Annotated in this window: 11 protein-coding genes; 3 read left to right on the forward strand and 8 right to left on the reverse strand. The window is 62.9% G+C overall.

Annotated elements, in window-relative coordinates:
* From IB272_RS23535 to IB272_RS23555, 5 genes are all read right to left on the reverse strand, one after another.
* Window positions 1-384, reverse strand: a 384-nt coding sequence (locus tag IB272_RS23535) for a ferrochelatase (RefSeq protein ID WP_192445193.1), incomplete at its 3' end; no start/stop codon positions are given.
* 122 nt (window positions 385-506) lie between these two features.
* The gene (locus tag IB272_RS23540; RefSeq protein WP_060581090.1) at window positions 507-2,381 is read right to left on the reverse strand and encodes a bifunctional UDP-sugar hydrolase/5'-nucleotidase; all 1,875 of its coding nucleotides are present in this window, start codon (window positions 2,379-2,381) and stop codon (window positions 507-509) included.
* 230 nt (window positions 2,382-2,611) lie between these two features.
* On the reverse strand, window positions 2,612-2,983 hold the full coding sequence (omp10, locus tag IB272_RS23545) for an outer membrane lipoprotein Omp10 (protein ID WP_034806089.1): 372 nt from the start codon (window positions 2,981-2,983) through the stop codon (window positions 2,612-2,614).
* Window positions 2,984-3,156: 173 nt separating this feature from the next.
* On the reverse strand, window positions 3,157-4,608 hold the full coding sequence (locus tag IB272_RS23550; protein WP_034806092.1) for a homospermidine synthase: 1,452 nt from the start codon (window positions 4,606-4,608) through the stop codon (window positions 3,157-3,159).
* Window positions 4,609-4,799: 191 nt separating this feature from the next.
* Window positions 4,800-5,678: a DUF3445 domain-containing protein gene (locus IB272_RS23555; protein ID WP_060581091.1), complete on the reverse strand. Its 879-nt coding sequence runs from the start codon at window positions 5,676-5,678 to the stop codon at window positions 4,800-4,802.
* Window positions 5,679-5,826: 148 nt separating this feature from the next.
* On the opposite strand from IB272_RS23555, the gene IB272_RS23560 reads away from it, so the two are divergent.
* On the forward strand, window positions 5,827-6,777 hold the full coding sequence (locus tag IB272_RS23560; RefSeq protein ID WP_034806098.1) for a sensor domain-containing diguanylate cyclase: 951 nt from the start codon (window positions 5,827-5,829) through the stop codon (window positions 6,775-6,777).
* Here IB272_RS23560 and IB272_RS23565 read toward each other — a convergent pair.
* From IB272_RS23565 to IB272_RS23575, 3 genes are read right to left on the reverse strand one after another with little or no spacing between them, the layout of a single operon-like run.
* The gene (locus IB272_RS23565; protein WP_060581092.1) at window positions 6,742-7,374 is read right to left on the reverse strand and encodes an aminotransferase class IV family protein; all 633 of its coding nucleotides are present in this window, start codon (window positions 7,372-7,374) and stop codon (window positions 6,742-6,744) included. The genes IB272_RS23560 and IB272_RS23565 overlap by 36 nt on opposite strands.
* Window positions 7,371-8,570: an aminodeoxychorismate synthase component I gene (locus IB272_RS23570; protein ID WP_060581093.1), complete on the reverse strand. Its 1,200-nt coding sequence runs from the start codon at window positions 8,568-8,570 to the stop codon at window positions 7,371-7,373. The genes IB272_RS23565 and IB272_RS23570 overlap by 4 nt, the downstream gene beginning before the upstream one ends.
* A gap of 45 nt (window positions 8,571-8,615) precedes the next feature.
* Window positions 8,616-10,475, reverse strand: a complete 1,860-nt coding sequence (locus IB272_RS23575; RefSeq protein WP_060581210.1) for a M3 family oligoendopeptidase — start codon at window positions 10,473-10,475, stop codon at window positions 8,616-8,618.
* A gap of 187 nt (window positions 10,476-10,662) precedes the next feature.
* On the opposite strand from IB272_RS23575, the gene IB272_RS23580 reads away from it, so the two are divergent.
* Window positions 10,663-12,207: a sigma-54 dependent transcriptional regulator gene (locus IB272_RS23580; RefSeq protein ID WP_060581094.1), complete on the forward strand. Its 1,545-nt coding sequence runs from the start codon at window positions 10,663-10,665 to the stop codon at window positions 12,205-12,207.
* A 180-nt stretch (window positions 12,208-12,387) separates the two neighbouring features.
* Window positions 12,388-14,244 (forward strand): DUF882 domain-containing protein, encoded by a 1,857-nt coding sequence (locus tag IB272_RS23585; protein ID WP_034806108.1) that lies wholly within the window; start codon window positions 12,388-12,390, stop codon window positions 14,242-14,244.
* Window positions 14,245-14,390 lie beyond the last annotated feature (146 nt).

Raw genomic sequence — 14,390 nt, forward strand, 5'->3', positions numbered from 1 at the left:
GGCGATCGACGGCTGGCCGTAGCGCATGCCCCAGTCGACGATGACGTTAGGCTGGTCGGCGAAGGACTTCGCCATCAGTTCGGACTGGTTGCGGGTGTAGGTCCGGAGGTAGCTTTCGTTCAAGTCCTTGTTCCAGATCGTCTCATAGGCCTTGCCGACCTTGCCGGGGCGGGTGTTGAGCACGATGCCGAACAGGATCGGGTACCAGAACAGTCGCGACCACTCGATCACCCGGCGGTCGGTCAGAAACTCCTTCAGGTAGCGGCGCATCGAGGTGTAGTCGGTGCCATCAGGCGTGCCGAGATTGACCAGCAGGATACCGACCTTTCCGGATTTGACGGACGGGTGGCTGGCAGGGGTGGTCACGGCAAGCTGATCGGTCATCTTCATCCTCGTCGGGTCCCCGTATCGGGACGCCGCTTTCGTTCCTTCGGTTTCCAGTCCTTCTAAAAAGAAAAGCCGGCGCGGGGAAGCCGCGCCGGCTCTGAAAGTAGAGGCAAATTGTCTTACTTTGCCGGAATCTCCAGTTCCTTGCCGACATGCAGGTGGCGCGGCGCCGGCTTGCCGTTGGCGTCGGAGATCTTCTTCCAGAGCGCGCCTTCGCCGTAGAAGGCCTTGGCGAGATCCCAGAGCGTGTCGCCCTTGGTGATCACGTGCTTCTGCGGGCCGCTCGCTGCCGCCGTGCCGCCGGCCGTTGCCGCCGGCTGGGCTGCCGTGGCGTCGGCAGCAGGCTTTGCGTCCGCCGCCGGCTCGGCCGCTGCCGCACCGGCCGCCGAAGCGACCTCGGTGATGCGGCCGTCGGTATAGGGCTTGAACGGCTGGTGGGCGGCAAGGTAGTCGGCAAGCACGGTTTCGAGGCCCGGACCGTAGTCGTAGGCGTTTTCACCCTTCTCCTTGAAGACGTCGTAGCCGTCGCCGCCATTGCGCATGTAGTTGTTGGTGACGAGCGAATAGGTCTTGGCCGGATCGAGCGGGACGTAGGCCTCGCCTTCCTTCACCTCGACCGAGACGACGCGGCTGCCGACCGGCTTCGACTTGTCGAAGGAGAACTTCATGCCGGCCACCTGCGGGAAACGGCCGCCGCCTTCCTCAAGCTTGCTGAGACCGTTTTCCAGGGCTTCACGAATGCCGTCGCCCTTCATCTGGAAGGTCGCAACCGTGTTCTGGAACGGAAGGACCGTAATGGCTTCGCCCATCGAAACGTCGCCGGCATCGATGGAGGCGCGCAGGCCGCCGCCGTTGGTGATGGCGATGGTCACACCCTGGCCCTTGACGCGGTCGAGCATGGCGTCGGTGAGCAGGCTGCCCATTTCGCACTCTTTGGTGCGGCAATTCTCGCGCGAGCCGTCGATCGGCGCCTCGGTCTTGGCGATGATCTTCGAGCGCAGCTCTTCGATCGGCTTGCCGAGTTCGGCGACGCGGGCGAGCACAGCCTCATCCGGCTTGACCGAGCTGTCGACCAGGATCGGGTCGCCCTTGGCGGCCTTGACCACGCCCTTGTCGTCAAAGGTAACGACGAGATCGCCGAGATATTTGGTGTAGGAGCCGGCCTGGACGACCGGAACCTTGTAGCCGCCTGGGTTGTCGACCATCGTCGGGTAAGGGCCTTCAGCCTTCGCATCGGTGTTGGACAGCAGGCTGTGCGAGTGGCCACCGACGACGACGTCGATATCCGGGATCTTGGCGATGGCCGCGAGGTCGCGCGGATAGCCGACATGGGTGAGCGCTATGATCTTGTCGACGCCCTGCTTCTTCAGCTCCTCGACGGCTGCCGTGGTGGTGGCGACGTCGTCGCCGATCAGGATGTCCGGCCCGGGGGAAGAGAGTTCCGGCGTGTCGTTGGCAACCGCGCCGACGATGCCGACCTTCTGGCCACCGACGTCGAGCACGATCGACGGCTTGATGCGGTCGCCGATCTTCGACTTCTGGCTCGGCAGCACGTTGGCGGTGACGACCGGGAAGGCGATCTTGTCGAGGAAGCCGGCAAGGCCGTCCTCGCTCTCGTCGAACTCATGGTTGCCGACGGTCATCGCGTCGAACTTCATCAGGTTGAGGAACTCGGCTTCCGCCAGGCCCTTGTAGGTGGTGAAGAACAGCGAACCCTGGAAGTTGTCGCCGGCGTTGAGCAGCAGCACGTTCCTGCCCGAGAGGTCCTGGCGCTTCTGGTCGATCAAGGCCTTGAGGCGCGCGACGCCGCCGAAGCACTCGTTCTTGCCCTCCTCTTCCGCCGAGCAGGTGGAATCGAACTTGTTGATCGATTCGATGCGGGAATGGAGGTCGTTGATATGCAGGATGTTCAATTCATAATCGGCGAAGGCTGCGCCCGAGGAGAGGGCAAGAATGGACGCGGTCATCAGGCCGGTCCGCACGTGTCTGATCATGATGTTCTCCTGTTTTGCCGGTTGTCGCCCGACCGCATCCGGTCCGCCGAAACGGATCCGGTCCCCACGGTCGGGGTGGCTTTGCCGGGCCGGATGTTTTCATCACTTGAAGGCGACTTCAAGCGCTAAAACCATGCCCTGGTTGTCGGGTTTACCGTTAAGGTTAAGTCGTGGCCCGCAAACGAAAAAAGCCTCCGGACGGAGGCCTTTGCAATTTCGTGTTTTCTGCTTTAGCCGCGACGCGCGAGCGAGAACTGTGCCCCGGCGTCGGTGGTGCAGTTGAGCTGGTTCTGCGTGACCAGAGCGCAAGCGACCTTCGACTGGGTGTTGCGCACCAGCGAGGTCATATTGATCTCGACAAGCGTCGGGCTCGTCTTGACGTAGTTGCCCGAGGCGAGCAGCTGGTTGGTGTCGGTCGTGCGCGTGGAGAAGGTACCGCCGGCAAATGTCGAGACGATACCGTTCGGGTCTACCCAGGAGCCCTCGACGCCCGAAGCCTGGCGTGCCGGCTGCCCACCCTCATCGATGATCCGTGGCGACGACTGGCAGGAGGCAAGCGCGGCCGCGGTTGCGATTAGGGTCAGAACGGCGAATGGCTTCATAGGCGATTTCCCCCGCGTTTGGGTCGAGCGGATTGTTTCATTCCGGCAGACCATGCCGCGATCATGAGTTGAAAGCAAGAGCGGCAGGCCGCGGCCTCGGGCTTTTCCGCCAGAGATGAAAAGGCCCGGGGCACGTTCGTGTCCCGGGCCGGATGCGCTTACGTCTCAGCAGCTTAGCGAACGAGGATGTTCTTGAACTGCCACGGATCCTTGGTGTCGATGTCTTCCGGGAACAGGCCCGGGCGACCGTCGAGCGGGGTCCAGTCGGTGTAGTGACCTTCGACCGGGCCGAGGTAGGGCAGTTGGACTTCGAGGCAACGCTTGTAGTCCATCTCGTCGGCTTCGACGATGCCGGCCTTCGGGTTCTCGAGAGCCCAGACCATGCCGGCGAGAACGGCCGAAGTGACCTGCAGACCGGTCGCGTTCTGGTAAGGCGCGATGCGGCGGGTTTCTTCGAGCGACAGGCGCGAGCCGAACCAGTAGGCGTTCTTGTCGTGGCCGTAGAGCAGCACGCCGAGTTCGTCGACGCCGTCGACCAGTTCCTTTTCGTCAAGGACGTGGTGCACCGGCTGGGCATTGCCGCCGTTGCCGAACATTTCGTGCAGCGACAGAACGGCGTCGTTGGCCGGATGGTAGGCGTAGTGGCAGGTCGGGCGATAGGTGACTTCGCCTTCCTTGTCGCGAACCGTGAAGAAGTCGGCGATCGAGATCGCCTCGTTGTGGGTCACGAGGAAGCCATACTGCGGGCCGGGGGTCGGGCACCAGCTGCGCACGCGGGTGTTGGCGCCCGGCTGCTCCAGATAGATCGCTGCCTTGCAACCCTTCTTGTGCTTCTTGGCGTTCTTCGGCATCCAGTTTTCATGGGTGCCCCAGCCGAGTTCGGCCGGCTGCAGGCCTTCCGAGATGAAGCCTTCGACCGACCAGGTGTTCCAGAAGGTGTTGAACGGCTTCGGGTTCTTGGTGCGCTGGGTGTCGCGCTCGGCGATGTGCACGCCCTTGACGCCGACCTTCTTCATCAGCTTGGCCCAGCCTTCGCGGTCGTCCTGATGCGGCTCTTCGAACTTCACGCCAAGGTCGTTGGCGAGGTTGAGGAGGCCCTGCTTGACGAACCAGGAGACCATGCCGGGGTTGGCGCCGCAGGTGGAAACCGCGGTCGTGCCGCCCGGGTTCTTTTCCTTTTCCTTGCGCACGGTTTCGCGCAGCGCATAGTTGGTGCGCTCGGAATTGTCCATTTCGGCGTCGAAGTAGAAGCCGAGCCACGGCTCGACGACCGTGTCGACGTAGAGCACGTCGAGCTTGCGGCACATCTTCATCAGGTCAAGCGAGCCGGTGTCGACCGACAGGTTGACGCAGAAGCCCTGGCCTTCGCCTTCGGTCAGAAGCGGCTTCAGCAGTTCCTTGTAGTTGTCCTTGGTCACATGCGCGCGAACGTGACGAACGCCATGGCGTTCGAAGATCTCGTTGTCGGCAGCATCCTCACGGGGCTCGACCACGATCAACCGGTTCTTGTCGTATTTGAAGTGGCGCTCGATCAGCGGCAAGGTGCCGCGACCGATCGAACCGAAACCGATCATCACGATCGGACCGGTGATCTCGCCATAAACCGGATAGGTGGTATCTGCCATTTTTGTCTTACTCCTGAGAAAACTTTCCCTGTGGCGGTGGGTGACTAAGCATGAGGAAGCGGCTGTGGCCGCTGTTCTGGCTCGTATGAATGTGCCGACGGCCGCGATGCCCGTGGGGCACGCGGCGCTGTAGAGCATAGATTGCTGTCACAATAAAGAGCCGGCGGGTCAACCGCTATTTGCGTCTGTGCTTAACCGGCGATCGTGAGCAGTGCTTCAATCAGCCCGTCCCGCTTGCTGACAAGCCCCTTGTAGGCGGCCTGCGGCAAGGTCAGGGCGCGCAGCTGCTCGACGAAGGACGCGGCCAGCGCCGCGGCATCCGGTCGCTTGCGCAGCATCGTCAGCGGGTCCGAATAGATGCGGATAGTGAAGACGAGCGCACCGGTCTCAGGCAGCTTGCGCAGCGTCTGCCGTTCGATGCGGATGAAGGTCCGCTCCTCGGTCATCTCGATCGCACCGGCGGCGATGCCTTCGGATTTCGATTTCGGCAGGTGCAGCGCGCCGTCGACATTGACCGCCCAGTTGAAGCGCTCGACGAAGCGACCCGGCGGCAGGTTGTCGAACATGCGGGCAATCAGTTCGGCATTGCGGGTGCCATGCTCGAAACCCGGGACGGGGCCATGGATCTCGTTCATGGTGCGGCCGTATTTTTCGGCGAGCGACCAGGACGAGGGAAAGGCGACATAGGCGGCGTTGAGACGCCAGCCGTCTCCGGTCTTCTGCATGATGGCGAGATCGTCCTGGACAAGCGATCCCGAAACGGCCAGTGGATCATCGCCGTCGAGTGGCACGGGCTCGCCGCCGACGATCATGCTGTCGCCGTCGCGGCGGTAGATCTCTGGGTAGGCGGCCGGCAGGTAGTCGACCAGAATGCCCAGCAGTTCGCGCTGGGCGTCCTGCGTACCGTCGGCTGCGGCAAACACGGTACCGCGCGCTTGCGCAAGCAGCAGCTTCTTTTCGGAGAGATAGTGCTGCAGCTGGTCGTCCGGCTCAATCCAGCGATCGGGGTCGAGCTGGGCAAGGCCGATGGTGAAAGGTTTTGAAGAACCGTCGTAAGGTGTATGCTTCATGCGGAGCGACCGGTCGAGGTTGCGATTTAACCATATTCCCTATCGTTTCGCACGGTGAAACGCTTGTCACAAGCGGTTCGTGCTATAGCTACGGTAGAAGCATCCGCTTCGCGCCATAATTGATTAGTTCCCGGAGGCGTGACAGACCGTGACCGGTAGTCATCTCAAGGCTCTTGCGGCCCTACAGAGTAAAACACCCGTGCTGATCGCACTTTATGATCAGCACGATCGACTGCGCTTCGCCAATCCGGCGTTTCGCGCGGCCTACCATGTCGGTCCGGACGAGAGCCCGACCTGGGAAGAGATCATGCGTCGGAACCATGCCGCCGGACAGGGCACCATCCTGAAGTCGGAAGATATCGATGCCTGGATCGCCTCGACATTGCACCGGCGCGGCAAGGTGCCGTTCCGCGCCATGGAAACGGACCTGCACGACGGTCGCTGGCTGTGGATGACGGAGACGGTGGATGCGGATGGCTGCATGCTGTGCATCGCCGTCGACGTGACGACGATCCATGCGGAAGAACGGGAACTGCGCCAGGACCGCGACTTTGCGCTTCGGGCCGCCCAGGTCGACGAGCTGACGAGCGTGCCCAACCGCCGCTACACGATGGGGCGTCTCACCGAGTTCATCGCCAACTGCGCCGAGAACCCGCATATGTGGGGCTGTGTCGCGATCATCGATATCGATTACTTCAAGGCGATCAATGACCGCCACGGTCACCAGCGCGGCGACGAGGTTTTACTCGACTTTGCGCGCCAGATGCAGGAGTTCGTGCGCCGTTCGGACTGCTTCGGCCGGATTGGCGGCGAGGAATTCATGCTCATCCTGCCTGATACCACCATCAGCGAGGGCCACCGCATTCTCGATCGTCTGCTCGAACGGGTGCGCAATTCCCGACCGCTCGAGAACATCCCGGAGTTCTTCTACACCTGTTCGGTCGGGGTTGCGGAGTATCGCGACGGGGACACGGTCAGCGACCTCTATGCACGCGCCGATCAGGCGCTCTATCTCGCCAAGCGCGATGGACGGGACCAGGTCAGGCGCCACACGCTTCCCGGCTCAGACCAGGAGGTTCACCCGGATCAGGCCCCGTAGCGAGTTGCCGAAATAAACGTCGCCGCGGGCGAGGTCGTTAAGCGAAAGCCGCGCAACTCGCGCGCGGCGCTGGCATATGAGCTCGGTACGCAGCACGCCGGCAAGCAGGCCGCAGGCGATCGGCGGCGTCTTGAGGATGCCGCTGCCGTCGTCGAGGAAGACGGAGGTGATCGTGCCTTCGCAGACCTCATCCTTCTCGTTCAGAAGCAGAACTTCGTCGGCCTCGCTCGGGCCGAACTCGCCGCGGGCTGCCTCATAGGCGGCGCGGCGACTGGTCTTGTAGCGCAGCAGCGGATCGCCCGACTTGAGCCGGGTGCTGGCAACCCGTACCCGCCAGACCGTATCTTGGGGGAGCGGAGCGAAGGAGGCGGTCTTCACCTCGATATGGCCGTCCGGGAAGAGCTCGAGGCGAACGCGAAGCGCGGCGCCGCCATCGCCGGCCTTGACCGCTGCAAGCAGCGCGGCCTGCGCGCCATCGGCGCCCGTGATGCCGAGACGGCGGGCGGACCGGACCAGCCGGGCGAGGTGCAGACGCAGGCGGATGAAACCGGCTTCGGGCTCGTAGCGCAGGGTTTCGATCAGCGAGAAATCCGTCATCGGACGACCGCGTCGTCGGCGGGCGCGACATCGCCTTCGCCGAGCGCGATCCTGTCGTCGCCAACGGCAAAGCGGGCCTTCAGGAGGCACTCTTCGTATTCGGACTGGGCGGTGCTGTCGAAGACGATGCCGCCGCCGACATTAAAGACGGCATCGCCATTTTCGAAGAGCGATATCGTCCGGATCGCGACGCTGAAGCGCATCACGCCGTTTGGGGCGATGAAACCGATGGCGCCGCAATAGGCGTCGCGGGGACCGTCTTCCAGGTCGTGCAGGATTTCCATGGCGCGCATCTTCGGCGCCCCGGTGATCGAGCCGCAGGGGAAGAGCGCCGTGAAAATATCCGTGAGGCTGATCTCGGGCAGGAGCTTTGCTCGGACGTGGCTCACCATCTGGTGCACGGTCGGGTAAGTCTCGATGTCGAAGAGCTTGGGGACATCAAGCGTGCCGACCTCGGTGATGCGCGAGATGTCATTGCGCAGGAGATCGACGATCATACGGTTTTCGGCCTGGGTCTTTTCGTCGGCGCGCATGGCGGCGATGATCTCGGCGTCTTCCAGCGCCGACGCGCCGCGCTTGGCCGTGCCCTTCATCGGGTGGGTCTCGATCCAGCCGTCCGCATCGACACGGAAGAAAAGCTCCGGCGAACGCGACAGGAGCACTGGTCCGTCGAGCGCGACGAGCGCGCCGTATTTGACCGGCTGTCGGTCGATCAGCGACCAGAAAGCTGCGCGCGGGTCGCCGGACCAGCGGGCATGGATCGGCATCGTCAGGTTTGCCTGGTAACAATCGCCCTTTCGCAGATGCAGGTGCAGGCGGTCGAAACGTTCGCGGTAGGTATCGAAATCCCAGCTGGCGCGCGGTTCGCTCAAGAAGGGTTCGTTCTCGGTTCGCCGCTGCGGCTCGGCGAGGGGATGATCCTCGCTCGGCGCATCGAAGATGCCGAATGACATCAGCGGCGTCTTGCGATTTTCCTCGGCAAAGCCTTCGAGCTTCTCCTCGAAGAGATGGCCGGCCTCATAGGATATGAAGCCGGCAATCCATTTGCCTGATTTGTGCGCGCGTTCAAGCGCGGCAAGGCCGCGGACAAATTCGGCCTTCGTGCGGGCCGTTATGACGCGCGAAGGCGATGCGAAAACCGTGGTGCGGCTTTCGCTGTCGTCCCGGAACAGCACATAGGGTGCAGTGTCGTTCATAAAGTCGTCTTGTCGATCGCGCCGCGATCCGGACCCTTGTCCGGATCAGGCCTTATCAAGCGCTTCGAGTTCGTCGATGAGCCCTTCGATCATCGACAGTCCCTGTGCCCAGAACGACGGATCGGTGGCATCGAGGCCGAAGGGGGCGAGCAGTTCGGAATGGTGCTTGGTGCCGCCGGCCTTCAGAAGCTCGAAGTACTTGTCCTGGAAGCCCTGTTCGGCGTTCTGGTAGACCGCGTAGAGCGAGTTCACCAGGCAGTCGCCGAAGGCATAGGCATAGACGTAGAAGGGCGAATGGATGAAGTGCGGGATATAGGCCCAGTAGGTCTCGTAGCCTTCGGAAATCCGGATGGCCGGGCCAAGGCTCTCGTTCTGCACCGACAGCCACAGCTTACCGATATCGTCGGCCGTCAGCTCGCCTTCCTTCCGCGCGGTGTGCACCTTGCGCTCGAACTCGTAGAAGGCGATCTGGCGCACGACCGTGTTGATCATGTCCTCTACCTTCTGGGAGAGCATGGCCTTGCGCTCGCGCTTGTCCTTCGTCTGGTCGAGAAGCGCGCGGAAGGTCAGCATCTCGCCGAAGACAGACGCGGTTTCGGCGAGCGTCAGCGGCGTCGAGGCCATCAACGCGCCCTGTCCGCCGGCAAGCACCTGGTGCACGCCGTGGCCGAGCTCGTGGGCGAGCGTCATCACGTCGCGCGGCTTGCCCATGTAGTTGACGAGCACATAGGGGTGAGCCGACGGCACCGTCGGGTGGGCGAAGGCGCCCGGCGCCTTGCCGGGCCGCACCGGCGCGTCGATCCAGCGCTCGTCGAAGAAACGGCGGGCGATATCAGCCATTTCCGGCGCGAAGGCATTATAGGCGGAGAGCACCGTGTCCTTGGCCTCGTCCCAGGAGATCAGCGCGTTCGGCGTTTCCGGCAGCGGCGCGTTGCGGTCCCAGAAATCCATCTGCTCCATGCCGAGCCACTTTGCCTTCAGCGAATAGTAGCGGTGCGACAGGCGCGGATAGGCGGACTTGACCGCTTCGGCGAGTGCATCGACGACCTCGCGCTCGACGCGGTTGGCCAGATGCCGGCTGTCGGCAATATCCTTGAAGCCGCGCCAGCGGTCGGAGATTTCCTTGTCCTTGGCGAGCGTGTTGGTGATCAGAGTGAAGGTGCGGATATTGGCCTTGAAGGTTTCCGCCAGCGCCATCGCTGCCTTCTTGCGAACGTCGCTCGACGGGTCCTGCAGCAGGTTGAGGGTGACCTCGAGCGGCAGCGCTTCACCGTCGACAGTGAAGGTGAGGCTTGCCATAGTCTCGTCGAACAGCCGGTTGAAGGCGGCGGCACCGGTCATCGATTTTTCCAGGAAAAGCTGCTCCAGCTTGTCGTCGAGCTGATAGGGCTTGTCCATGCGCAGGTCGGTCAGCCAGGGCTTGTAATGGGCGGCGAGCGCGTCTGTTTCGAGTGCCTTGTCGAGGATCGCGTCGTCGATCCGGTTCAGCTCCAGGGAGAAGAACAGGAGATGCGCCGACATGTCGGTGAGCTTCGACTGCACATCGCCGTAGAGCTTGCCATTCTCTGGCTTGGACGTGTCCGAAAAATAGGTGAGGCCCGCAAACGACGCGATGCGGCCCATGATGTCTTCGAGCGCTTCGAATTCCCGCACGGCAGCGCCGATGCCGGCTTCGCCGCTCTGCGTCGCCGCTTCGGCCAGCTTGCCCTTCCACTTGGTCTCGAAGGCGATCGCGTCGGCATCGGCCTTCTTCATATCGTTGCGAAACGCATCCGAGGAAGCGGAGGCATAAAGATCCTCCAGCCGCCAGGAGGGCAGGTCACCGAGGTCGGCAGCGGCGCCATGGCTCTGGCCGGCGGCGGCGCGGACAACAAATTGCTCGGGGGCGAAGGGGCGGAAGGTCATCGTCGGATTTCTCTCGTTCGTGACAGGAAGAGGCAGCGATATGGGCCCCATTGCTATCGCCGGCAATGGATAAAATGCAAGCATTTCTCAAAACATGATGTTCAGCCCTTTATGGCACAGATGCCTGACGTGATTTGGCACATGAGGTTGGCCAAAGAGTACCGCGTGTCCAGAGCAGGAGGCTTCCGTGACATCACACATTCTGGTCATTGATGACGATCCGGTGCAGCGCCGGTTGCTGACGAACATGATCGAGCGTCTCGGTCATGTGGCGCATCTCGCCGATAACGGCCGCAGCGGTCTGGAACTGCTGGAGCGCAAGGGCGGCATGATCAATGTCATCCTTCTCGATCTCCTGATGCCGGAAATGAACGGCCACGGCTTCCTCGAAGCGCTGGCCGAGCGCGGCGTCGATACGCCGGTCATCGTCCAGACCGGACAGGGCGGCATCGAGACCGTGGTGCACGCGATGCAGGCCGGTGCCTTCGACTTCCTGGTCAAGCCGGTCTCTCCGGAACGGCTGTCCGTGGCCATCAGCAATGCGCTGAAAATGGCAAGCCGTGACGGCAAGGTCAAAACCTCGCGCCGTCCGCGCGGTGGCGCCGTCGGCTTCGACGATATCGTCTCGGCAAGCCCGGCGATGATCCGGGTGATCGACCTTGCGCGCCGCGCCGCGCAGTCCAACATCCCGATCGTGCTCGAGGGCGAATCCGGCGTCGGCAAGGAAATGGTGGCGCGCGCCATCCAGTCGGCAAGCGACAGGGTCGGCAAGCCCTTCATCACCGTCAACTGTGGCGCCATCCCGCACAATCTGGTCGAGAGCATTCTCTTCGGTCACGAAAAGGGTGCCTTTACCGGCGCGACCGAAAAGCACACCGGCAAGTTCGTCGATGCGGACGGAGGAACCCTGTTCCTCGACGAGATTGGCGACTTGCCGCTCGAGGTTCAGGTGAAGCTGCTGCGCGCGGTTCAGCAGGGCGAGGTCGAGACGATCGGCGCGCGCCATCCGCAGAAGGTGAACGTGCGGCTGATCTCGGCCACCAACAAGGACCTGATCAACGAAGTGCGCGAAGGGCGGTTCCGCGAGGATCTCTACTACCGCCTCAATGTTTTCCCGATCACCATTCCGGCGCTTCGCCGACGCAAGGAAGATATCCCGGTGCTGGTGCGCTCCTTCGTCGAGCGCTTCGCCGCCGAGCAGCGGCTGAACCAGCCGCTGACGGTATCGAGCGGTGCGCTCGCGCTTCTGACCGCCTATGATTGGCCGGGCAACATTCGCCAGCTCGAGAACGCGATCTTCCGCGCCGTCGTGCTTGCCGAGGGCAACGAACTGACGGTGAAGGATTTCCCGCAGATCGCCACTCAGATACCCGGCTACGTGGTTTCCGATCGTTCGGGCTTCTCCTGGGGCGAGGGCGGACCGGAGCGGGCGCCGGCTGGCGGCGAGACGGCATCAAGCGGCTATCCAGACTTCGCGAGTGCGGCGAAATCCATGGAGGCTGAAGCCTCCAGCGACCCGCGCATGGAGAATGCGATCGCCAGCGTCGACGAGGGCGGAGACGTGCGCAAGCTTGCCGAAGTCGAGGAGGAATTGATTCGTTTTGCGCTGAAATTCTACCGCGGCCAGATGAGTCAGGTGGCCCGAAAGCTCGGTATCGGCCGGTCTACCCTCTACCGCAAGCTGAAGGATTATGGCATCGATCCCGATAACCCTTTGAGAGAGGCGGCATAAAATCGACGCATTCACGATTCATTAGCCGTGCTATTCAGTCACCGCCGTTTAGACCTTGTTAGTGAAGTATTCACTATATTATAAGGGGCGGTGACGACTGTGGCAAATTTGCCATGCTGTCACCTTATTTGACAGTCATCTGAGACAGCGAAGCACGGTTGTCCGTCGGACGGGGATTGAATGCCAAATTTGTTCGGTTTTAAGAAGCCGCTCGGCTCCTTAGCGAGAGTCTGCGCGGCGGTCACCCGCCGGGTGCCGCAGGTTCTGACATCCGTTGCTCTTGCGGCTGCCCTCGTTACGCCTGGTTTTGCTCCTCCCGTGGAGGCCGCAGGCCAGACCCGGACACTGAAGCTCTATTTCATTCATACTCAGGAAAAGGCGCAGATCACCTTCAAGCGCAATGGCCGCTACGACGCCAAGGGTCTGCAGGAAATCAACCGTTTCCTGCGCGACTGGCGTCGCAACGAGCCGACGAAGATGGACCCGCGCCTGCTCGATCTCGTCTGGGAAGTCTACCAGAAGAGCGGATCGCGCGATTACATCCACGTCGTTTCGGCCTATCGTTCGCCGGCGACCAACGGCATGCTGCGTTCGCGTTCGAAGGGCGTCGCCAAGAAGAGCCAGCACATGCTCGGCAAGGCGATGGACTTCTATCTGCCGGATGTGAAGCTGAAGACGCTGCGTGAAATCGGCGTGAAATTCCAGGTGGGCGGCGTCGGTTACTATCCGACTTCCGGCTCGCCTTTCGTCCATATGGATGTCGGTGGCGTTCGCGCCTGGCCGCGCATGAGCCGTGCCGAATTGGCGCGCCTCTTCCCCGACGGCAAGACCATGCATCTGCCGTCCGACGGCAAGCCGCTTCCGGGTTATGACCAGGCGGTTGCCGACTACAAGCGTCGCGTCGGCGCGTCGGCGATCCAGGTCGCTGGTGGCGGCGATACGGGCCCGGGCGATACGGCGAGCGGCAAGCGCCGCGGCAACCTGTTCGCCATGCTCTTTGGCGGCGGCGGTGATGAGGATGAAGAACCCTCGGCAATCGCAGCCGGCCCTGGTGCCGACGATGAAGGTGGCGCAGCTCCTGCTGCCAAGGTGCAGACGGCTGCCGCGCCCGCCGCTCAGGAAGCGCTGCCCGGCGTCGCCGGTTCTGTCGCCGCCGAGCCGACGGTTGCTGCCGAACAGAACATCAATGCGCCGGTCCCAGCGGTGCGGCCTGCCTTCAAGCAAGCGCCTGCCGATGGTGGCGTAGCCGTCGCCCTGGTGGCGCCGGAGAAGAACCCGGCGCAGGAAGCCCTTGCTGCCGCCCTGCCGCCAACCTCGGAAATGCCGAGCGAGTTTGCCGACCTCGGCTCGATGAAGGTTCCTGTGCCGCAAATGCTTGACCGCCGCGACATGAACACGCTCGTCGCATCCGCCGATGCCGAACCGGACATGCAGGCGCTCGGTTTCGTGCCGGTTCCGGCCGTGCGCCCCGCGGGTGACGCGGCGCTTGCCGCCGTTGCCGATGCACAGGTCGTGATCCCCTCCTTCGCGGAGCGCCCGGTCGTGGCATCCGCCGAACCGCCGCGCGACGTGGCGGCCGAAGCCAAGACCCGTGTCGCGCTTGCCCAGCCGACGCCAGCTGAACGTCAGCCGGTTGCCCAGCCGCAGCCGATCGAGATGGCAGCCTATGCGCCGCAGTCGGGTACAAATGCGCGCGCCGCGATCTTCGACAGCGCCTTCGACACGCAGGCGGAAGCTCCGGCCAAGGGCGGTCGACCGAAGAAGAACGACGCCGATGCCGCGACCCGCTCGTCGGTGCGCGCCGAGCCGAAGCTGACCCAGAAGATCATTTCCGAATGGGCGCTTTCGACCGGCCGCGTCGCAACGCTTTCCAAGCCGGTGAAGGCGCCGCGCTTCGTCAGCAAGTCACTGCGTACTGCTCCGACGACGGTCTATGCTGCCGGCTTCTCCAGCAGCGCCGGACCAAACGTCGACACGGCCCGGTTCAGCGGCAATGCCGTCAACTTCATGGAAGTGAAGAAGTTCAGCACCAACTGAGCTTCCACCAAACCCTAGACACGAAAAAGCCCGCCGACCTGGCGGGCTTTTTCGTATCTGCATTCTGTCTTCGCCTTATGTCGGCTCCCGGCTGCATTGAGAGCCTCTGCTGCCGGCGTTCACGTGCGGAAGGCGAAGGCCGCCGA

Origin of the sequence: Ensifer sp. ENS08, assembly GCF_014852195.1 — a bacterium.
Lineage (GTDB): Bacteria > Pseudomonadota > Alphaproteobacteria > Rhizobiales > Rhizobiaceae > Ensifer > Ensifer adhaerens.

Bases quoted from the DNA above. Each gene is read 5' to 3' on its own strand.
- IB272_RS23540 (WP_060581090.1), bottom strand. From the start codon at position 2,381: ATGATCAGACACGTGCGGACCGGCCTGATGACCGCGTCCATTCTTGCC.
- omp10 (WP_034806089.1), bottom strand. From the start codon at position 2,983: ATGAAGCCATTCGCCGTTCTGACCCTAATCGCAACCGCGGCCGCGCTT.
- IB272_RS23550 (WP_034806092.1), bottom strand. From the start codon at position 4,608: ATGGCAGATACCACCTATCCGGTTTATGGCGAGATCACCGGTCCGATC.
- IB272_RS23555 (WP_060581091.1), bottom strand. From the start codon at position 5,678: ATGAAGCATACACCTTACGACGGTTCTTCAAAACCTTTCACCATCGGC.
- IB272_RS23565 (WP_060581092.1), bottom strand. From the start codon at position 7,374: ATGACGGATTTCTCGCTGATCGAAACCCTGCGCTACGAGCCCGAAGCC.
- IB272_RS23570 (WP_060581093.1), bottom strand. From the start codon at position 8,570: ATGAACGACACTGCACCCTATGTGCTGTTCCGGGACGACAGCGAAAGC.
- IB272_RS23575 (WP_060581210.1), bottom strand. From the start codon at position 10,475: ATGACCTTCCGCCCCTTCGCCCCCGAGCAATTTGTTGTCCGCGCCGCC.
- IB272_RS23585 (WP_034806108.1), top strand. From the start codon at position 12,388: ATGCCAAATTTGTTCGGTTTTAAGAAGCCGCTCGGCTCCTTAGCGAGA.